20 protein-coding genes and 1 pseudogene are annotated in these 19219 nt (G+C 46.3%); 13 read left to right on the top strand and 8 right to left on the bottom strand.

Translation table 11 applies throughout. The features are described 5' to 3' along the window. The first annotated feature begins 3 nt into the window (after positions 1–3). From thiE to OQJ86_RS23010, 4 genes are all read left to right on the top strand, one after another. Positions 4–618 (top strand): thiamine phosphate synthase, encoded by a 615-nt coding sequence (gene thiE, locus OQJ86_RS23025; RefSeq protein WP_265991285.1) that lies wholly within the window; start codon positions 4–6, stop codon positions 616–618. 259 nt (positions 619–877) lie between these two features. Beyond that, positions 878–3016 (top strand): glycoside hydrolase family 3 protein, encoded by a 2139-nt coding sequence (locus tag OQJ86_RS23020; RefSeq protein ID WP_265991283.1) that lies wholly within the window; start codon positions 878–880, stop codon positions 3014–3016. A gap of 99 nt (positions 3017–3115) precedes the next feature. Further along, positions 3116–4126 (top strand): AraC family transcriptional regulator, encoded by a 1011-nt coding sequence (locus OQJ86_RS23015; protein ID WP_104038495.1) that lies wholly within the window; start codon positions 3116–3118, stop codon positions 4124–4126. Between the two features lie 62 nt (positions 4127–4188). Next, a complete protein-coding gene (locus OQJ86_RS23010; RefSeq protein WP_045406354.1) occupies positions 4189–4914 on the top strand; it encodes a phosphatase PAP2 family protein in 726 nt (241 codons plus the stop codon). A gap of 78 nt (positions 4915–4992) precedes the next feature. Here OQJ86_RS23010 and OQJ86_RS23005 read toward each other — a convergent pair whose 3' ends face one another. Both OQJ86_RS23005 and OQJ86_RS23000 read right to left on the bottom strand, forming a co-directional pair. After that, positions 4993–7440 (bottom strand): molybdopterin guanine dinucleotide-containing S/N-oxide reductase, encoded by a 2448-nt coding sequence (locus OQJ86_RS23005; protein WP_039974304.1) that lies wholly within the window; start codon positions 7438–7440, stop codon positions 4993–4995. Between the two features lie 19 nt (positions 7441–7459). Beyond that, positions 7460–8554 (bottom strand): NapC/NirT family cytochrome c, encoded by a 1095-nt coding sequence (locus tag OQJ86_RS23000; protein WP_042601151.1) that lies wholly within the window; start codon positions 8552–8554, stop codon positions 7460–7462. 231 nt (positions 8555–8785) lie between these two features. Between OQJ86_RS23000 and OQJ86_RS22995 the strand changes: the two are divergent. The 6 genes and pseudogenes from OQJ86_RS22995 (at position 8786) to OQJ86_RS22970 (ending at position 12513) form a co-directional block, all read left to right on the top strand. Continuing rightward, positions 8786–9337: pseudogene (locus tag OQJ86_RS22995) on the top strand (GNAT family N-acetyltransferase). 28 nt (positions 9338–9365) lie between these two features. After that, on the top strand, positions 9366–10097 hold the full coding sequence (locus OQJ86_RS22990; RefSeq protein WP_104038498.1) for an SDR family oxidoreductase: 732 nt from the start codon (positions 9366–9368) through the stop codon (positions 10095–10097). 9 nt (positions 10098–10106) lie between these two features. Next, on the top strand, positions 10107–10571 hold the full coding sequence (locus OQJ86_RS22985) for a GNAT family N-acetyltransferase (protein WP_104038499.1): 465 nt from the start codon (positions 10107–10109) through the stop codon (positions 10569–10571). 383 nt (positions 10572–10954) lie between these two features. Further along, positions 10955–11425 (top strand): HAD family hydrolase, encoded by a 471-nt coding sequence (locus OQJ86_RS22980; RefSeq protein ID WP_104038500.1) that lies wholly within the window; start codon positions 10955–10957, stop codon positions 11423–11425. A gap of 59 nt (positions 11426–11484) precedes the next feature. After that, positions 11485–11985, top strand: coding sequence for a GNAT family N-acetyltransferase (locus OQJ86_RS22975; protein WP_265991272.1), 501 nt, complete (start codon positions 11485–11487; stop codon positions 11983–11985). Positions 11986–12057: 72 nt separating this feature from the next. Then, positions 12058–12513 carry a GNAT family N-acetyltransferase gene (locus tag OQJ86_RS22970; RefSeq protein WP_038868185.1) on the top strand — a complete coding sequence of 152 codons (456 nt, stop codon included), beginning with the start codon at positions 12058–12060 and terminating at the stop codon, positions 12511–12513. Positions 12514–12527: 14 nt separating this feature from the next. Here OQJ86_RS22970 and OQJ86_RS22965 read toward each other — a convergent pair whose 3' ends face one another. Next, the gene (locus OQJ86_RS22965; RefSeq protein WP_104038502.1) at positions 12528–13187 is read right to left on the bottom strand and encodes a hypothetical protein; all 660 of its coding nucleotides are present in this window, start codon (positions 13185–13187) and stop codon (positions 12528–12530) included. A gap of 68 nt (positions 13188–13255) precedes the next feature. Next, positions 13256–13699 (bottom strand): c-type cytochrome, encoded by a 444-nt coding sequence (locus tag OQJ86_RS22960; RefSeq protein ID WP_104038503.1) that lies wholly within the window; start codon positions 13697–13699, stop codon positions 13256–13258. A gap of 132 nt (positions 13700–13831) precedes the next feature. On the opposite strand from OQJ86_RS22960, the gene OQJ86_RS22955 reads away from it, so the two are divergent. Together OQJ86_RS22955 and OQJ86_RS22950 are read left to right on the top strand one after the other, a co-directional pair. Next, complete coding sequence (locus OQJ86_RS22955) at positions 13832–14473, top strand: cytochrome b/b6 domain-containing protein (protein WP_104038504.1); 642 nt, start codon at positions 13832–13834, stop codon at positions 14471–14473. Between the two features lie 10 nt (positions 14474–14483). Then, positions 14484–14912: a MarR family winged helix-turn-helix transcriptional regulator gene (locus OQJ86_RS22950; RefSeq protein ID WP_005435347.1), complete on the top strand. Its 429-nt coding sequence runs from the start codon at positions 14484–14486 to the stop codon at positions 14910–14912. A 96-nt stretch (positions 14913–15008) separates the two neighbouring features. On the opposite strand, the gene OQJ86_RS22945 is transcribed toward OQJ86_RS22950, so the two are convergent. From OQJ86_RS22945 to OQJ86_RS22930, 4 genes are all read right to left on the bottom strand, one after another. After that, positions 15009–15536, bottom strand: a complete 528-nt coding sequence (locus OQJ86_RS22945; RefSeq protein ID WP_104038505.1) for a hypothetical protein — start codon at positions 15534–15536, stop codon at positions 15009–15011. Positions 15537–15815: 279 nt separating this feature from the next. Further along, positions 15816–16187 (bottom strand): c-type cytochrome, encoded by a 372-nt coding sequence (locus OQJ86_RS22940; protein WP_039974320.1) that lies wholly within the window; start codon positions 16185–16187, stop codon positions 15816–15818. Positions 16188–16254: 67 nt separating this feature from the next. After that, a complete protein-coding gene (locus OQJ86_RS22935) occupies positions 16255–16542 on the bottom strand; it encodes a hypothetical protein (protein ID WP_009706824.1) in 288 nt (95 codons plus the stop codon). Between the two features lie 62 nt (positions 16543–16604). Beyond that, the gene (locus tag OQJ86_RS22930; RefSeq protein WP_265991263.1) at positions 16605–17522 is read right to left on the bottom strand and encodes a DMT family transporter; all 918 of its coding nucleotides are present in this window, start codon (positions 17520–17522) and stop codon (positions 16605–16607) included. A gap of 109 nt (positions 17523–17631) precedes the next feature. Between OQJ86_RS22930 and OQJ86_RS22925 the strand changes: the two genes are divergently transcribed. Continuing rightward, entirely contained in the window at positions 17632–19068 is a 1437-nt protein-coding gene (locus tag OQJ86_RS22925; protein WP_265991261.1) for a PLP-dependent aminotransferase family protein, read from the top strand. The last annotated feature ends 151 nt before the right edge of the window (positions 19069–19219 follow it).

Raw genomic sequence — 19219 nt, 5'->3', positions numbered from 1 at the left:
CCAATGAACGCCTATCGTTTATATTTGGTCACCGATGACCAACAGGATTTAGCCACACTAAAACGTGTTGTGAGAAAAGCCGTGGAAGGTGGCGTGACCATGGTACAAGTCCGCGAAAAACACGGCGACGTACGTGCGTTTATCGAACGTGCTCAAGCTGTCAAAGACATCCTTAAAGATACCGATGTGCCTTTGATCATCAATGACCGCGTTGACGTCGCACTGGCTGTCGATGCTGACGGGGTTCACCTCGGGCAATCAGACATGCCCGCAACCATCGCTCGTGAGTTGATTGGACCAAACAAAATCCTCGGCTTATCTATCGAAAATGAAGAACAGCTTGCAGAAGCCGACTCTCTTCCGATTGATTACATCGGTTTGAGCGCAATCTTCGCGACGCCGACCAAAACCAAAACCAAAAAACATTGGGGTATTGATGGTTTGAAGATGGCGTTAGAAACCACTTCACTGCCGATTGTTGCCATTGGCGGCATTAACGAAAATAACATTCCGCAGCTCTGCGCCACTGGTGTTCACGGCTTGGCTTTGGTTTCAGCAATTTGCCACGCAGAAGATCCCAAAGCGGCATCGGAATATTTATTAGGGTTGATGAGCTAACCTTGCTCACGCCTGAACAAAGCGCTTATGGATGAGCACTTTGATCTCGTATTTCGCTACTCTAAAAGACCGATTGAAAACCAAAGAAGAAGTAGACTCTTCTATTGCACCAAGACATTCATCACACTAATCATTCTGACAGAATCTCACACTTTCCCTATTCTGCACCAGAACGCCAAAACCTTGCTCCCTAAAGGAAATACTTTCCTTCACCTCCAGAGTCATACTGCGCCAAACAAGATAATAAAAGGCAATAACGATGAAAACCTCTGGAAAAAAACTCTTAGTCTTTGCGCTGCCTACCCTACTCATTAGCGGTTGTGGATCAGATTCGGAACAAATCACCATACCAACATTGGAAACCAAAACGCTCAATCTTCTCAAGGTCGATGGGCTAACCTTTAAGGATCATAATAAGAATGGCGAATTAGACGCTTATGAGGATTGGCGACTGAGCCCAAAACAACGCGCAGAGAATCTTACTCAACAAATGAGCAACGCCGAAAAGGCAGGCTTGATGATGCACGGAACATTCGTACTCAGCAGCGATAGCTCAAGACTCGTTTTTAAAGGCGATGGCATAACCAACACCACATTAATTCAAGAACGTTTCCTCAATACCTTTATAACTCGCCAAGAAGGCGATGCCACTCTGATGGCAGAAGATAATAATCATGCTCAAGAATTGGCGGAGCACACTCGCTTAGGGATTCCTGTTTCTATTTCAACCGACCCACGCAACCACTTTAATGCCGCATTAGGAACTTCAGTCTCTTCTGGCGATTTTTCACAATGGTCGGAAACACTCGGCCTAGCCGCGATCGGCGATGCTGAGTTCACGAAAACCTTCGCCGATGTCATTCGTCAAGAATACCTAGCCGTCGGCATCAACCAAGCACTCCACCCAACCGCTGACCTCGCTACTGAACCAAGATGGGGGCGAGTGAACAGTACATTTGGTGAAAACGCCGAGTTGTCACGAGAAATGACTAAAGCCTATGTCCAAGGTTTACAACACAACAATACCGAGCTGACGAAAGATGGAGTCTGGGCGGTCGTAAAACATTTTGCAGGTGGTGGTCCGCAAGAAAATGGCGCGGATGCACACTACTTCGCTGGCCGCTATCAGGTTTATCCGGGCAACAACTTTGACTACCACCGCATTCCATTTAAAGGCGCTTTTGAAGCTGGCGTTGCGGGCGTGATGCCTTATTACGGAATTCCTTATGAACAACTGCCGGAAAGTGAAGGTAATGTTGGCTTTGGTTACAGCAAATACATCATGACCGATATTCTTCGAGGCGAAGAAAACTTCGATGGCGTGTTGCTATCAGATTGGTTAGTCGCTAACGATTGTGTCGATACATGTCGAACTGGGATCATCACACATGAAGATGCAGAGAAGAATCCGTTCACTTACTTAGGTATGCCTTGGGGTAAAGAAGACGAAGATTCAACAGAGCGTTTCGCTGCTTCTGTCGATGCGGGTATTGACCAATTTGGGGGTATCGATGACCCTGCTTTATTGCTTGCGAATATTGAGAGCGGGCGTCTGACCCAAGAGCGCATCGACTTATCGGTAAATCGAATCCTGACGAATAAGTTCAAACAAGGTTTGTTTGAAGACCCATTTGTTGATGTCGCCAAGGTCAATGATGTGGTCGGTAAAACAGAGTTCCAAGAGCTGGGTATTGAATCTCAAGGACGCTCCGTTACCTTGTTGAAAAACGACAACAACGCATTGCCTTTATCAGTAGAGGAGTTAGGTAAAGTGTATGTCTACGCCAACTATGGCGGTACAGAGCAACCAAGCATTGTCGACAACGCACAACAATATGGCTTAAACGTCGCAGAAAACATGGCAGATGCTGACACCATCATTATTCGTACGCAAACCCCCGCCACTCTCGCCACGGCATGGTTCCCATTTGGGGTCGCTATGCCGTCTGGCGAGCTTGGTTTTGTAGCACAGGAAGACTTCCAATTACGTCCTTACGAAACGCAACCTGACCGTGAACCGGGAGAATCTGCACAACTTTGTTATGAGGGTTTGACCGACAACCTAGGAGCTTGTATTTACAATAGTGGCAATGTCTATAGTGTCATTAATCAGGCTATCAACTCAGGTAAGCGAGTAATTTTTGATGTATTCATGATTCGTCCAGCAGCCCTAGGTAATATCAACGATCAGTTGCCAATCATTCTGGCGAACTTCGGTACATCGGACGCTGTCTTTTTTGATGTCATCACCGGTAAAGTGAAACCAGAGGGTAAGTTACCTTTCGGCCTTCCAAAATCGACCGATGAGGTGGTTGCCAAAGGTAAAGAAGATGTTCCTTCTTATGAAGAAGATCCGTCAATCACGCTATACCCATTTGGATATGGTCTTAGCTACTAACTTTCGTTGCTACACTAACGTCATGAATAGGTAGCAACGCAATAAACACAGCATGGCTTGCGATCAAATTACGCGCCAAGCCATGCTGCATTGAACTGTATGAAATATATCCACCATCATGTTTACACTCGGCTCTACACTTATCTCGCGCAACACAAACATATTGAAGGGATAAGTGATGAATTATCCAAATTAAATCATCGCTTGGATAAGGTTCAGCACGTCTCAGAGAAGCACTTTCAAGAGCTGTGTTATATTGTCGCGAAATATGAAATTCCTCTTCCCGCTCATGATATTTCAATCTCTGAACTATTGAGCACTTATCCAGAATTTGCCTATGTACTAAATGCACCAAATGCGACAGAAGCCATTCACCGTCACGTTCAGTTCAAGCCGATTATGGGCTCACGTGATCGGTTGTATTATCGGATAGCACCGCAAGGTGATGTTGTTGTCCATTACGTACAGGATGATGGTGTCGTCGATATTTATGGCCCTATTCTTAATCTATGCTTTGTTGCTAAAGCACTAACGGCATTGGCGATTCCCGCCGAGTCCATGCAAATTCAATCCAACAAGTTCATCGCTAATATCAAAGACTTTGAACAAACGAGTGGTATCTCTATCTACACCGGCCCACAAAACTTACTCATATTGAAAGCTCCCTTTGCTCAGCGCCAACTCAATACCAACAACCCCTTGATAGATCAGCACCTCAAACGTCAACTACAACACTCTCTTTCTCAATTGGAGCTGTTGAATGATTTAAGCACCACAGAACTCGTGATGCTGACATTGGAGCGCCTGTATCATCATGATTCTCTGGTCCGTGCATCGAACAAGCTACTCAATCTAATGGGTTACTCTCGTTGGACGCTTGCCCGCAAACTCAAACAAGAAGGGCAAACTTTTGATGAATTGCTAAACCAATTCAAACAAAAGAAGTGTTACGAGGTCTTGTCCTACACCTCCATTCCTCTTGTTACTTTGTCTGAGCGGTTAGGCTTTCAATCTCAATCCTCTCTCAATCGTTTCACGATGCGCAACTTCGGCCTCTCCCCAATGGAGATCAGAAGTAAAATAAACAAGACCGAATTGACAGAGCGTTGATAAGTTTTTCACATCGATTGTCGTAAGATAGCCGCCTATTTTCGACTGCTGTATGACTTTTCATGAAAACTAAAAAATACGGTTTGATGATGCTCGCCTTGTTCATTCTTGGCATCATCCCACTTTCGCTGTTTGCCTCGTATCACGATCTTACTTCTCACGTTTCTGACGGCACTGGCATTCTCTTTACTCTGCTAACCGATTCTGCGGGCAGTAAAGGCTTTTTGATCACTCTCACGCTGTTGGTGTTGTCGCTTTACCGCTACAAACCTAGCCAGTCTGATTGGATGCAAAAACTCTCCATGCTGGGATTGTTACTGGTGATTGGCTTTGCCAGCAAAACAGGCTTGAAGCTTGTGACAGAAAGCCCGCGTCCCTACACAGAACTGCTTGCCGCAGAGCAATTGATTGAGCACCCAGAAGCATTTTATCAACTAGAAACCGCTCAGCAAGCGAGTGTGATTGGTGAGATCTCCGAAAAAGTCAGTGAATGGCGCACTCGTCACTGGCAAGGTGAAAAAGACTATTCCTTCCCATCTGGTCATACGATTTTCGTTTCTATCTGTTTAGCCTTCTTTGGTGGGTTATTTTTGCAGAACAAGTGCTACTTCTCTGCTGCTACCCTATGGGTTTGGGCAATGGGCGTGGCGTACAGTCGCTTGTGGCTCGGCATGCACCGGATTGAGGATTTGATTGGTTCAGTGGTTTTTGTCTCCGTCGTGTTTACTTTGCTGCCTGCATTTCAAGTTACTAAAAAAGCGCCTTTCGTTGCCTTAACGACCAAGTAAAGATCTGAAAAATAGATAAAAGAGAAGCCAGCAAGTTGCTGGCTTCTTTAGTTTTGTATCTTAGGTTCTAGACCATGCTTAACCGTTCTTAGGCGGTGTGAATGCGGTTAGTTCTAGCACTGGACCTTCGTACTTCTCGATACGAACCAATGCAGAGTTAGCCGCACAACCGTTCGCAAGGCGAGAGGTTGGAATATCGAGCGTTAGAACGTTACAACCACCGTTTTTACAGATGCCTGTTTTCGGGTCTAGATCTGGCCAACCACCTTCGTGGATACACACAGAGCCTTGCTTGATGCCATCAGTCACCAATGCACCAACCAGAACTTGACCACGGCCATTGAAAGCGCGAACAAGATCGCCAGTCTTAATGCCACGCGCTTTTGCATCTTCAGGGTGGATAGAGATCGGTTCGCGGTCCGCAATTGCGTACTCTTCACGAATCTTCGCGTAGTTGAACTGGCTGTGCAGACGGTGTGCTGCGTGTGCTGTCATCAGCTGAAGTTCACCATCAGTGGCGTTACCCGTGTACTCTGTTGGCTCTAACCATGTTGGGTGTGGAGGGCAATCCTCTAACTGGTAACCTTCGATAGTGCGAGAGAAGATCTCAAACTTACCACTTGGTGTGCCTAGTGGGTTCATGATTGGGTTTTCACGGAATTCAGCGTAACGAACGAACTGTGCGTTTTTCTCGTTCCACTTCATCTCGATCAACTGGTTATCTTCCCAGAACTTGCTGAAGTTTGGCATTGCGATGCGTTGGCCACGACCGCCTTGTTGCGCCGCTTTGTAGAAGCCGTACAACCATTCCATTTCAGTCTTGCCTTCGGTGTAAACATCACGACCACCCGGAGCTAGAAGTTCTGACATATCCGCAAACACATCAAAGTCGTTACGCGCCTCGCCCTGAGGCTCAACCACTTGCTTCATTGGCACTAGGTGTTGGTTACTGTAGTCACCTGTCATGGTCATATCGTTACGCTCGAACGATGTGGTGATAGGTAGAACAATATCCGCGTGCTTCGCTGCCGCTGTCCAGTATGGTTCAGAGATAACGATAAGCTCTGGTTTTTGCCACGCTTTGATCAGACGGTTAGTGTCTTGGTGGTGAGTAAAGTTCGCACCGCCTGCCCACCAAATCATCTTGATCTCAGGGAACGTTAAGTCATGACCATTGTGGTGGTAGCTCATGCCTGGATTTTCTAGTGCTTCAACAATACGTGCCACTGGGAACGCGTTAACAGAACCAGAAACGGCCCAGTCGTTACCTGCAGAAGAACCGCCGCCTAGAGAAGCAGAAATAGCAGGAAGTACACCCGCATCACGTGAAGGGTTACCTCCGTTTGAGTAGTGGTAAGAGAAGCCAAAACCACCACCCGGTAGACCAACTTGGCCCAGCATGGTAGCTAGCGTTACCAGCATCCAGTGACGTTGCTCACCGTATTGCTGACGCTGCATACCCCAGCCCGCCATTAGCATTGTGCGGTTTTTGCTGAAGATATCTGCAAGCAGCTCAAGTTGCTTAACTGGCACGCCACAGATCTTAGATGCCCACTCAGCAGACTTCTCAACGCCATCTTCTTTACCCATTAGGTAAGCTTCGAATACGTCGTAACCTGTGGTGTATTTTGCTAGGAATTCTTTGTCGTGCTTACCTTGTTTCACAAGCGTATGCGCGATACCCATCATCATCGCCACGTCCGTCATAGGGTGCGGAGCAATCCACTGTGCGTTGTCACCGAAGAACTCGATAGTTTCTGAACGCATTGGGTCGATAGCGATAACCGTCTTACCTGACTTCTTAAGCTGATGGAAGAACTCAAGGCCCGCACAGTCTGTTGAGCTCCAAGCGATTTTCAGCGTGTTGATTGGGTTAAGGCCCCAAAGCACCACAACGTCACTGTGCTCAAGAACCACTGGGTAAGTGGTTTGCTGTTCGTAAACTTCAATAGAGCCTACCACGTGCGGCATGATCACCTGCGCAGCACCCGTAGAGTAATCACCAAGGTGACCTGAGTAACCGCCCGCCATGCTCATGTAACGCTGTAGAAGCGTTTGTGCTTTGTGCAACACACCACTTGAACGCCAACCGTAAGAACCAGCAAACACCGATTCAGCACCGTGCTCTTTACGAATGCGCATGTGTTGTTCGTGAATCAGTTTGTAAACTTCATCCCAAGACACGCGAACGAATTCATCACTACCACGCACGCCTTCTGGCGCAGATGGGTTTGCCAAGTAGCCTTTACGTACCATTGGGTACTTAACACGAGCTTTAGTATGAACTTGGTCAGGGCCCGTAGTTTGAAGGCTGTTTGGTACCGTCTGTGGCAATGCGTTCGTGGTTGAAATCAGCTTACCGTCTTTTACTTCACACAGCATTGGGCCCATACGACCCGCTGTAAGTACACCTGAACCACGCTTATCAGACGCAAGCGCGCTCATTGGCGTCAATGAAGTGAAAGCCAGAGCACCAGCAGTAAGACCAGTGCCTTTTAGAAATCCGCGACGAGTTAAATTAGTCATAATCTTATCCTTTTCTCTATTAGTGACCAACCACATCTTTCGCGTGGTGCTGGAAGAACTTAGTCAAAATTTCTAGGTTTTCTGCTGAAATATCAGTGCGATCACCCATACTCTTCGCTACAGGACCCCATGCGTTCACAGTAAAGTGATTTGAAGGAATTTTCGCGTGACAAGTTGCACAGTAAACGTTGTCCAACTCTTCTGCGTATGACCAAACCGGCTCTAGCGTATCAACCACTGGAGAATCGATCATTGCCGTTAGAGAAACAGGACGCCACTCGTTGCCGTATACGTCTGCTTTGAACTCGCCAGCTTCAACTGCTTGTTGGCCTTGTTCAGATAGTGTTGCAACAATCGCGCGTTGACCTTCACCCATGTAAAGCACTTGCTCAGCGCCTTTCATTTGGAATGCATTGATCTTAACGGTGCGGTTGTCACCTTCCGCTTTCACAACGTTCAGTTTGGTTGTTGGGTTCACTGTACCAAAATCACCCATGCTGATAGATGTCACTGGGTAAACCACTTTCGCATCGGCTGCTGTTTTGGTTGTGAAGCTCATCAGTGTTTCAAACGCTTTGCTATCCAGTTCCGCTTCTGGAGCGAAGTGCGCTACACCTTTGTGACAGTCGATACACGTTTGGTCATTCGCTTTGCCGTATGCGTGCATCTTCGCCGCATCACGTGATTGCTCGAACTCTTCCATTGCATCGAAGTCGTGACAAGAACGACAGGTTGCCGAATCGTTTTCACGGAACTGCTCCCAAACCATCTCAGCAAGTTCAGTACGGTGTGCTTCGTACTTCTCTGGCGTGTCAATCTTACCTGTTACAAACTCATGGTAGATGTCTTTTGAAGCGCGGATCTTAGTGACCAAGTAATCCATTGGCTCTTTCGGAATGTGGCAGTCCGAACATTCTGCGCGAATACCTTTGGCGTTACTGAAGTGCACTGAGCCTTGATACTCTTTGTAAGGGATTTCCATAGAGTGACAAGAGAGACAGAACTCAGTGTCCGATGTGTAATGCATCACTGCTGCGGTGCCACCTAAAGTTAGCCAGCCCACACCAATACCCACTGCCACCATTGCGGCGATATAACGTTTTTTAATTGACATAATTAGAAATAAATACTCACAAATTCACATGCTTTGTCGCATATTTACCTCTTTAGTAGTATCTGGTAATTGATCTGAGTCATACGTACACCCTAGGTGGTGACTTATTTTTCGTTATTGAGAGACTCCTTGACATATTCCATTTTTCTGAAAAATCTTTCTTGACCGAACCTATTCGCCATAACGATAGATGTTGTTTATCAAAGCACTTTTGATATGTTTGTGTGAGATATGAAAACTCGATCACATGGAGGCGATTCAAACGTGTTATCTCTACCCATTTCTACCCCAAGAACTGAGCTTAAACCGCTAACAAAAAGTGATTGGGATCTGTATCGCCGCTTGAGTAGCGAACCACAAATCATCGCGCTTTGTTTTGACCCACCGACCGAAGACGAAATACGCCAAAAGTTCGAATCGCGGTTACCTGTATGGACACCGCAAAGCGAGCATTGGTTATGTTTGGTGATTTATGAATAACAAAGTGCACGACCAATCGGCATCACAGGCTTTGTATTGCAAGATGGCATTGCTGAAGTCGGGTATTTATTGCTGCCAGAGTTTTATGGCCAACAGTTTGGTACGGAATCTCTTACCGGTGTGATTGAGTGGGCGTTTGAGCAGCACAAAATTTCTCAGTTTTCCGCCACGGTCACTGAGGGCAATATTGGCTCTGAGCGAGTGCTGAAAAAATGTGGTTTCAAACTCACCGAGACCATCCCCGAAGCCTATGAAATAGGCGGGAAAAAGTACGCAGATAAGCTCTATTCATTACAAAAATAATATTCACGACAAACAATAAGGACGTGTTTTGCAGAAAGTAGTCATTATCACAGGCGCAAGCCGAGGCATCGGAGCCGCAACCGCCAAATTACTCGCCAAACAAGGCTATGCCGTATGCGTTAACTATCGCGCACAAGCCGAGGCTGCCGCGCAAGTTGTTCGTGAGATTGAGGAGGTTGGCGGTAAAGCCATCGCCATCAAAGCGGATGTTTCCGATGAGCAGCAGGTACTCTCATTGTTTGAACAAACCGAACAAGCACTCGGGAAGGTCACTCATCTCGTCAACAACGTGGGCATCTTATTAACCCAGTCTCGTCTTGCGGACATGAGCCTTGAGCGATTCCAAACTGTTATGAACGCTAATGTGACGAGCTGTTTTCTTTGTTGCCGAGAAGCCGCAAAGCGATTTGAATCTGGCAATGCGATTGTTAATGTTTCTTCTGCCGCATCCCGCTCTGGTGCGCCATTTGAGTATGTTGATTACGCTGCCTCGAAAGGCGCAATGGACTCGCTCACCAAGGGATTATCGTTAGAGTTGGCGGAGCAAAACATCCGTGTAAACGGTGTTCGTCCCGGCTGCATTTATACCGATATCCATGCCGATGGCGGCGAGCCGAATCGAGTCGACAGGCTCAGTGAAAAAATCCCTCTTAAGCGAGGAGGCACGGTAGACGAAGTGGCCAATGCCATCGCGTGGCTACTCAGTGATGAAGCGTCTTATGTCACAGGTTCGTTTATCGATCTAGCTGGCGGAAATTAAGGAACAGTAATGAAAATCAGATCAGCGACACCCGACGATCTCAATTCGCTCTTTGTATTAAACACGCAAATTAGCGAACTTCACTTTCGTCATGCGCCACACACTTTTGTACCACCTTCTGAAGAAGACAGAACCTTTCTCGCAGATGCGCTGGCCGATGATGCTCGATTGGTGCTCATAGCCGAAGAAGGTCAACAAGCACTTGGCTTTATCACTGCGACCATTACCCAAAATGAAACTATCAGCTTTTTAATCAAAGACCCGATTTGCCGCATTGGCACCATCGTCGTCGATGAAAATCAGAAGTCAAAAGGCGTTGGCCGAGCCTTAATGACGGCCGTTGAGCAGTGGGCACGCGAGTCAGGTGCAACTCAAGTCCGCTTGGAAGTCATGGAGTTTAACCACAATGCGCAGCAGTTTTACGACAAACTGGGCTTTGTTCCCAACTCCCGTCTTATGATGAAATGTTTGTAACGATCACGGCATTTAAGCGAATTTCAGCGTTAAAGCTAACGTGAATCGCATTTATCTTTCGCGCTTTCCTTCCCTTTTCGAAAAGACGATATGATGTACGGATATACCCAAGTGACTTCAAAATGCAGGATTCAGAGCGTTGTCATTGATTCGAGGTCAAGGAAAACAACGCTGTGTAATAGCTAGCTCTTTCCAAGTTGTTTGAAGCAGAGATCGAGTCAATGACACGCTCCCAAAGGGCGAGTTGTCTTGGCTTGTATACTTTGTTGTCGATTCTTGATTTGGGTCCACCAAACCTTTAAATCGCCGCCGCGTCTACAAACCAAGTCATTCTCGCTGAACCAAGCATCTCGAGGTTACTTGGGTATAAAGGAGATTCGAACATGATTTATCTTTTCGATTGGGGAAACACCTTGATGGTCGATTTTCCTCACGCACAAGGAAAAATGTGCGATTGGGAACACGTTGAAACCGTTCCTCAAGCCAAAGAGACTCTGGCTCAACTTACCCAACATCACCAAGTTTATATCGCGACTAGCGCTTCAGATTCCGCGATGGAAGATGTGCAAAAAGCCTTTCAACGAGTCGGACTCGACCAATACCTTTCTGGCTACTTTTGCTTTGCTAACCTTGGGATTGCCAAGAATCAGCCTGATTTTTATCTTACGGTCGCAAAACAATTGGGCGTTGAGCCGAGCCAACTCACCATGGTTGGCGACTTACCAGAAAAAGACATTTACCCAGCAATGGACGCAGGGTTAAACGTCGTTTGGTTCAATCCTCAAGACTTCCCAGCGCCAAACAAACCCATCCCAAATCAAATACGTTGTTTGTCCAAGTTGATAAGCACCTAACCGACATACGCACAAATACACTAAGCCACTAAACTTTATGCACCAATCAAGGAAGATGAATGCAGATTAGACCGATTAACGTCAACGACATTGACCACTTTATTTCGCTCTGGAATCGCGTTTATGAGGAAGGAGAATACTTACGCTCGCCAGCGCCGGACAAAGCGATGCTGAGTGAGGTAATCACTCGTGTAGAAATAGAATCCATTCCCCAATTTGTGGCCTTCGATGGAAAACGCCTAGTTGGCAGCATCGAAATCTTTCCAGCCGAAATGTGTGGCTATGAAGGAGGAGAATTCGCTAAGACGGGCATTCTTGGCATCCATATTGACCGCCACTATCGAAACCAAGGGTTAGGAAAGAAGCTACTTACCACCGCCATTCAAAGCGGTTGGCAATATGGCTATGACACTATTGCGTTGAATGTTTACAAGACCAACCACCCTGCGATTGCTCTGTATGAGAAGTTTGGCTTCGGGCATTGTGGCGAATTAGGTGAAGTGCTGCTGCCCAATGGGAAATATCTAATGAGCCAAAAAATGGTGTTGAAACGCACATAGACTGACAGAAAATTCTTTTTCATCTAACCGTTCGCTATACTCAATAAGTTGACCAATTTCACTGAGCCGATGATGATTACATTCCAAACTTTAGCGCCCAACCAAATTCCAATGGCTTTATTGCTTGAAGCCGATCCAGACCAAGATAACGTCAAGCATTATCTAGAAGAATCACTGGGATTTGTCGCGTTAGAAGGAAAAAAGATCATTGGTGCTTGTGTCGTTTTGCCTTTATCTGGATCTTCTATTCAAGCTGAAATCATGAATGTATCTGTAGAACCAACACATCAACAGCAAGGGATTGGCACTCAATTATTGCGTACTGTGATTGATGAACTGAAGATGCAATCATACGAAAAGTTGGTGCTGGGCACAGGAACCTTTGGTTATCAACTGACTTACTATCAACGTTTGGGTTTCAGGGTAGAGAGCGTGGATAAAGATCACTTCTTACTCCACTACCCAGAACCAATTTGGGAGAACGGTATCCAGCACAAAGACATGCTGCGTCTGTATCTAGACCTTTAAACATAAAGGCTTAGTTAGCTTTTCATATCCAACTTTTTACCCAAGTATTCAATTTCAAAAGTCGCATACCCAAGCTGTACCGCTTCAAAAGAGTACATCAGGTTTTGCGCCTGCTTGGCATCTTTCGCCAATACGGCGACGGAGTAAATCGGACGCTCAACACCATTGTCCAACACTTGGGTATTGATGTAAGACGAGGTGACTAAGCCAGAGTTGTTCAAGCTGATCACTCGCTGGAGATCGACACCCAATACACGGTCCATTTCTAACGCCTCAATGCCCTCTTTCCAACGTAACGTCACACTGTAGTTATCACTTTCTGGCGTGTTGTCTAACCATTTGGCTCCCAGTGGTTGAATGCTCGCGATCTTCACCAAATCTTGCTGGTACATAGGTAAGTCCTGCAATTTAGTGGCAACTTCCGCCTCGTTATCTGCCGACAACACGAAACGCAGAATCTGTACTGGTTTACCATCAATACTGCTTGGTAAAACAAACATGTCTTTCACATCACCTTGTTCGATCAGTTGGCTAAAGGCCGCTTTCTGCTCTGGCAGTGTTTTGAGAACCTGTTCCGAATCATTGGTGTTCCAAGCCAGTTCCACGCCGTAATCAGCAGCAAAGCTAGAGAAAGAAGCCACAGTAAGCGTGCTTAATAGAATGAGTTTTTTCATAAGGTTACCTTTCACTTAACGATTTTCTTTTTTGCTTCAATATAAATTCAATGTTGTGGATCGCTTGATTACCAACGACTGCGGTATGCACGATGGCAGCTTCGGCAAGTGCTCTGAGCCTGCTTAAGTCCTGCCTCAGCCGATGAAATTTGTTGGTTCTGCGCAGCTTGATATAACTGTGCAAACCCTTCATCCATTTGTAGCATCAAGCGATTGAAGTTATCTGGTTTGCTCCACACTTCTTTCTTCGCTTTGCTCTCAGCTTGGCTTCCCTCTGGAAACGCTTGTTGCAGCTGTACGCTATGACGAGTGAGTTCAAGACCAATCTGCTCTAGTGCGTGCCAATCGGTATTGCTGCCTTTCAATGTCTTGCCGGCTTGTTTCGACAGGGACTCTATTTGCTCAAATGCATTCTGACGCGATTTAATTTGAGCGCTGAAGTCTTGGGCAAGCACTGTTGTTGATACAAAGATGGTCGGTAAAAGTGCAATCAGTGCCAATGTCTTTTTCATTTCATACTCCTGGTTTTTCGTTATTGCTGTGTGGTTGCAAATAAATTTACACAACAATCATTGCGTACGCAACTATTGTTGTGTAAATTACCGTAAAGAAGATCATCATACCGAGAAAAGATCGAGGTAATTATGAAAATTTGGGATTTAGCAACGCGACTTTATCACTGGGCTCAAGCCCTACTGTTTATGGCTTTGATGGCATCTGGATTGTCTGGCAATGGGCCTCATGTTCAATTGGGATTAGCGTTATTCACTTTGTTGTTATGGCGATTGACTTGGGGAGTTATCGGCAGCGAAACCAGTTTGTTTCGACAGTTTCTCCGCTCGCCTAAACGTGTCATTACTTACTTAAAAGGTAAATCGGCGGCGACTGTAGGTCATAATCCTGCAGGCGGCTGGATGGTGGCGGCGCTGCTGACGACATTGATGCTTCAATGTATCTCAGGAATGGCGCTTGGCGGCTTATTCGATACGTGGCCGTATTCCGATGTTTGGCTTAACGACAACGTATTTGTAGGGATTGAGTGGTTACACCTGACCTTGGCCGATCTTTTGCCTTTACTGATCGTCTTACATGTTGGTGCGATCCTTTTCTATAAACTAAGAGGTAAACCCTTGTTGAAAGCGATGATCACAGGTAAACAACCCCAAATGAACAAGCAGGCACTCATCACGGAACAGAAAATTGTCTATATCGCGCCGCAAAGCCGCGCTTTAGGGGTGCTAGTTGCTGCAACATTGGTTACCATGGCAATCGTTGCTTTATCATAAGAGTAAGAAAATGAGCGAACAGTTTGACAGACAAGACAGCTTTGGCTGGATGATCAATGTCGTTGCACACGATGCAGCGAAACGATTTGAAGCCGAGCTCAAAAAGCACGGACTTACCGTTGCACTTTGGCCGACCATGATGTGTTTGTGGGAAGAAGAAGGCGTGACGCAGCGCGATATCGCAGCGAAATCTAAGGTAGAAAACTCAACCACGACTCGTACCTTAGACAAGTTGGAGAAGTTAGGTTTGGTAGAGCGCCATCCCGATCCAAACAGCCGCCGCTCGTTCCGTATTTATCTAACGGAAGAAGGACGAAGCCTCAAAGAAACCTTGGTGCCAATCCCACTGGCTGTTAATAAAGAGCTGATGAGTCCGCTAGAGCCAGCAGAGCAAAAAGAGATGCTTCGCTTGCTAAAAAAGTTGGTCGCAGAGATTTAGCGCTTTGCTAAGTTTTTCCAACCCAAGAATAAACAAAGCCCTGAGTTCTGCACTTAGGGCTTTGTACTTTTTTGCTCGCGTCAGTTTGCTTGATGTCTAGCAACCTTCTGTAACATGCCCTCTAACCACCGAGCGCGTCGACGCTTGATTAACGTAATAGAAATAGCACGCTTCACGTTCCAAGGTGTACCCTTGCGGCCAAATATACACCACACGATCTAAGCCAGAACGATCAGCGAACTCATACTCAGGAATCGCAACAAAATAGGCACTGTTTGGGAATTGATTCCCCATAATGCAAAAGTCGCTGCCTTTACATGGCTTATCAATGGGTGAGTTGCCTTTGGCAGGCAGACCAATCTCTAACAACGCTCGTATGCTATTTGCACTTGCTTCTGGCATCCCACTGAGCATGTTCACTTGATGATCAATGTACGTCATTTGTCTACGCTCCTGCGCATCATCAATCATCACTTTGGCATGGAAGAACTTAAGAGACGTCCCCAGAGAAGACTGCGAACTGTGCAGCATAGAAACGTAAGCTTGACGGTTAATATCGAGCAGAATTGGCAAGGCAGCGAGAGCGATGGAACCCAAGGTTGCTAAGACGATGGTGATTTCCATCAACGTAAATCCTTTTGTTTTCACTTTTGACTCTCAGCGCACAGACAGATGATAGGGGGTTCGCTCCCACATCCATGTGAGAATCGAGCCAATATATCGTTGAAATTACGCAGAGAAACGCGCAAATGATAAGAAAAAACGAGGGAATCGAGAACTTGAGAGTGACCGCCAAATTACCTTGAAACTAGCGGCTAAAGTAACGTAAAAATTCGACAGAATTCAAAGCCTTGAAGCACACAGAAAAACAATAAGTAACTGTTTCTAAAATAAGAATTTAGATCAGTTAATACTTTTGATGTATTCAAAAATGTCATTTACTTGCTTTTCACTCAGCACAGATTTGAATGGTGGCATTGCACCGCTTTGACCATTCTCTCCTTCCAATACCGTCCCTATCAACTCCACTTTTGTTCCGAATGGGTTGGTCAGTTCATCAAAAATATTATCGGGCTTGATGTTCGTCGCCTTGGCCACCAATCCATCTCCATGCCCTTTGCCACCATGACAAGAGACACAGTAAGATTCAAAATACTGCTGACCCGCAGCAAGATCCGCTTCGCCATATTGGTTGTCAGTGAACCATTTGTAACCCGCAAAGCCAGAGCTGAAAGCAAGTAATAACAAAACAGCAGAGAAAAAGAATTTGCGCATGAGAGCCCCTTGTCTTCGTTTAATCAATGAAGACAAGGTAATGAGGGGGATGTCGAAAAAGTGTTGATTAGGCGTTGAGCAACGGCACGTTATTGCGGATTAAACCTCGGCGTACGCTGGTGCACATTTTGCCGAATCGACGGATTTCATCAAACTGAGGCGTGATACCACGATCCATTGCAGATTCCCAATAGCTCAGTTCAGAATCGACCATTTCCAACAGTTTTTTAGGGCAACCAATGCATTTACCCTCAGGACCACAAACAAAGGTCTCCGATTCATAAATCGGCAATTCTGCTTTCACTTGTTCAATGATATTGCGCATCGCGCTCATTCGATCTGGCTTGACGGTCATCATCCGACTCCACAAACATTTAAGGAGCCGGATTGTACTCTCTGGCACGCAAATGTCCCTACCTAATTTAGGTATATTTTACGTTTCTGCTTTGCAACCTTTGATTTAAACATTGGTAGCTTAGGCTTTGTCACCACTAAGTAGACCGCCGTCGCCGCTAATACAAAGCCAATAATGCCCATCCAATCAAACGACTCACCGAAGGCAAACCAAGCTTGAAGCGCCGTGGTCGGAGGCACAAGGTAGAACACCGAAGCAACACTCGATGCCGCACCATTCTTCACCATGTACAGCAGCAACAGAATCGCCACACAAGACAGCACGACCACAAGCCAGATTAAGGTAAGAATGAATTCCGTCGTCCATTGTACCTGCATGGTTTCAAACTGCATCGCGATGGGAAGGAACATGGCCAATGCTGCTAAATACTGCACGGTCGCGCCGCCTACCATATCCACTTGTTGGCAATATTTCTTTTGATACAAAGTGCCAAGCGTAATACCAAACAACGACGACAAGCACACACCAATCGCTAAGGTTTTGTGCAAATCAGATTGCCACTCCATCTTGCCCATGAGCACCATTGCAATACCGACAAAACCCAAGGACAAACCAATCCACTGTGATGGTTTGAACTGCTCAGAAGCGAACGCCACTAGCAATACGGCCGTCAAAATAGGCTGTATCCCGACGAGTAGCGAACTTAAGCCCGCCGGCATCCCCAAACTGATGGCAAAGTACGTCCCGCCCAGGTAAAAGCCGTGAATCAATATCCCGACAACGCAGCTGTGCCAAAAGTCTTTTCCCGTTGGAATGCGACGGCGCAGAAAAGCCACAATCACCAGAAACAGCAGGACATTAAACGCCATGCGAATCGACAACAAGGTCGCAGGCTCGGCGTATTGCAAACCAAATCGCGCACCAACAAATCCAGAAGCCCAAAGGATCACGAACACAAAAGGAATGGCTCTGATTAACATGATTCGCCCTCACTCTACTTACTTTTAAATCTTGAATGTTTTTAATCTCGAATGTTGTTAATGTAGTTAGGTACAGTGTTTTCAAAAAGTGACAGATGGAAGTGTTTTTATGGGTACAGATTTAGCAAGTACACTTGATTCCAATAAGTATTTGATCGTCGAGAAGCATCTCAAACAAGCGATCAGCAATGGGGTTTATCAGCCAGACGACAAATTGCCTTCCATCCGTCAATTGAGCACGGAACTCAAGGTAAGCAAGAACACGGTGATCCGCGCTTATCAGGAACTAGAAGCACAAAGCATGGTTTATTCGGTGCCAAAATCCGGTTATCGAGTAAAGCCAACCGAGCGACATGAAGCCAAAATTGCTAAGCCTACGCGCGTGGATTTGCTCTCGGTGTGCAAACAAATCCTCACTTACCCCGAGTATCAAGAGCTGCTTCCGACAGGTTCAGCACACCCAAATATTGATGCGCCAGCCATCAAAAGTCTGTATGCCGAAATTGGCCGTCAGAGTCGCCAACAAAGCCATATTTCCAGCCATTACCAACTGCCACCGGGTGATGACTTGTTGGTAAAACAACTGGCGAAGATCACCCAAGATCTGGGAACACCAGCAAACGTGGATGATCTTTTGGTCACCCATGGTGCGCAGCAAGCGATCAGTCTTGCCCTTAGAGCAACAACACAGACTGGAGACATTGTTGCGGTGGAATCACCCTGCTATTTCGGCAACTTATTGATGCTCGAATCCCTCGGTTTACAGGTAGTCGAGATCCCTAGTTGCCCCCGTGATGGTATGGATCCAGACGCGCTGGAAAAAGCCACGGCAACTTGGGAGATCAAAGTCATTATTGTCACGCCAAATTTCACCAACCCAACAGGCTCAATGATGCCCCTTGAAAGACGTGAGCGACTGCTTAAGGTTTCTGGAGATATTCCAATCATTGAAGATGACGTGTTTGGCGCGTTGAGTTATGACCAACCGTTACCAAGCTTGCGCAAATTGGACGAGAAACAACGGGTGATTTACGTCAACTCCTTGTCGAAAACGCTTGATTCACGCCTTCGTATTGGTTGGATGTTGGCGGGACGTTATCGCGCTCAAGTCGAGCAATACCTGTTATGTGAAAACATGGGCAGTTTGAACTTGATGCAATCAGCGGTGGGCACTTTTCTAACCTCAGGCAAATACCGAACTCACACTGCGCGTATGTGCCGTGTTTACCAAGCCAACGTGAGACGATATTTGCAGATGCTCAATCAATGCTTGGATGCACACTTTGAGCTAAAGAACCGCTATCAAATCAATGCAGTACAAGGTTCATTCTTGCTTTGGTTACGCTTGCCACCCAAGACTGACAGCTATGCGCTTTATCAAGCCTGTAACGAACACAAAATCAGTATCCTGCCCGGCTCGGTATTTGGCACTCAGGGACAGTATCAAAACTGCATTCGTCTCAGCGTAGCGAACTTTGGAGCGGAGAAAAACTGGCTCCCTGCGATGGAAATGCTGGCAACACTGATTGCTCAACACGCCAAATAGTCGCTTTAGACATTCCGTTTCAAGCATTCCGTTCCAAACATTCAGCACCAGAAACAACAAAGCCTCCGCAATTGGGCTGTCTCTTGATCACAAGTCTAGTGTTCAAGAGACATTGCTAGTTCGTAGCCTTCAAGGATGGTTTGTAGTTTAA

This window comes from Vibrio sp. Sgm 5 (assembly GCF_026241575.1).
Lineage (GTDB): Bacteria > Pseudomonadota > Gammaproteobacteria > Enterobacterales > Vibrionaceae > Vibrio > Vibrio jasicida.
This window is presented reverse-complemented; position numbering and strand designations above follow the sequence as displayed.

What these genes read in the sequence shown, in the direction of transcription:
- thiE (WP_265991285.1), top strand. Translation starts at nt 4, where the DNA reads ATGAACGCCTATCGTTTATATTTGGTCACCGATGACCAACAGGATTTA.
- OQJ86_RS23020 (WP_265991283.1), top strand. Translation starts at nt 878, where the DNA reads ATGAAAACCTCTGGAAAAAAACTCTTAGTCTTTGCGCTGCCTACCCTA.
- OQJ86_RS23015 (WP_104038495.1), top strand. Translation starts at nt 3,116, where the DNA reads ATGAAATATATCCACCATCATGTTTACACTCGGCTCTACACTTATCTC.
- OQJ86_RS23010 (WP_045406354.1), top strand. Translation starts at nt 4,189, where the DNA reads ATGAAAACTAAAAAATACGGTTTGATGATGCTCGCCTTGTTCATTCTT.
- OQJ86_RS23005 (WP_039974304.1), bottom strand. Translation starts at nt 7,440, where the DNA reads ATGACTAATTTAACTCGTCGCGGATTTCTAAAAGGCACTGGTCTTACT.
- OQJ86_RS23000 (WP_042601151.1), bottom strand. Translation starts at nt 8,554, where the DNA reads ATGTCAATTAAAAAACGTTATATCGCCGCAATGGTGGCAGTGGGTATT.
- OQJ86_RS22985 (WP_104038499.1), top strand. Translation starts at nt 10,107, where the DNA reads ATGAAAATCAGATCAGCGACACCCGACGATCTCAATTCGCTCTTTGTA.
- OQJ86_RS22980 (WP_104038500.1), top strand. Translation starts at nt 10,955, where the DNA reads ATGATTTATCTTTTCGATTGGGGAAACACCTTGATGGTCGATTTTCCT.
- OQJ86_RS22975 (WP_265991272.1), top strand. Translation starts at nt 11,485, where the DNA reads ATGCAGATTAGACCGATTAACGTCAACGACATTGACCACTTTATTTCG.
- OQJ86_RS22970 (WP_038868185.1), top strand. Translation starts at nt 12,058, where the DNA reads ATGATTACATTCCAAACTTTAGCGCCCAACCAAATTCCAATGGCTTTA.
- OQJ86_RS22965 (WP_104038502.1), bottom strand. Translation starts at nt 13,187, where the DNA reads ATGAAAAAACTCATTCTATTAAGCACGCTTACTGTGGCTTCTTTCTCT.
- OQJ86_RS22960 (WP_104038503.1), bottom strand. Translation starts at nt 13,699, where the DNA reads ATGAAAAAGACATTGGCACTGATTGCACTTTTACCGACCATCTTTGTA.
- OQJ86_RS22955 (WP_104038504.1), top strand. Translation starts at nt 13,832, where the DNA reads ATGAAAATTTGGGATTTAGCAACGCGACTTTATCACTGGGCTCAAGCC.
- OQJ86_RS22950 (WP_005435347.1), top strand. Translation starts at nt 14,484, where the DNA reads ATGAGCGAACAGTTTGACAGACAAGACAGCTTTGGCTGGATGATCAAT.
- OQJ86_RS22945 (WP_104038505.1), bottom strand. Translation starts at nt 15,536, where the DNA reads ATGGAAATCACCATCGTCTTAGCAACCTTGGGTTCCATCGCTCTCGCT.
- OQJ86_RS22940 (WP_039974320.1), bottom strand. Translation starts at nt 16,187, where the DNA reads ATGCGCAAATTCTTTTTCTCTGCTGTTTTGTTATTACTTGCTTTCAGC.
- OQJ86_RS22935 (WP_009706824.1), bottom strand. Translation starts at nt 16,542, where the DNA reads ATGACCGTCAAGCCAGATCGAATGAGCGCGATGCGCAATATCATTGAA.
- OQJ86_RS22930 (WP_265991263.1), bottom strand. Translation starts at nt 17,522, where the DNA reads ATGTTAATCAGAGCCATTCCTTTTGTGTTCGTGATCCTTTGGGCTTCT.
- OQJ86_RS22925 (WP_265991261.1), top strand. Translation starts at nt 17,632, where the DNA reads ATGGGTACAGATTTAGCAAGTACACTTGATTCCAATAAGTATTTGATC.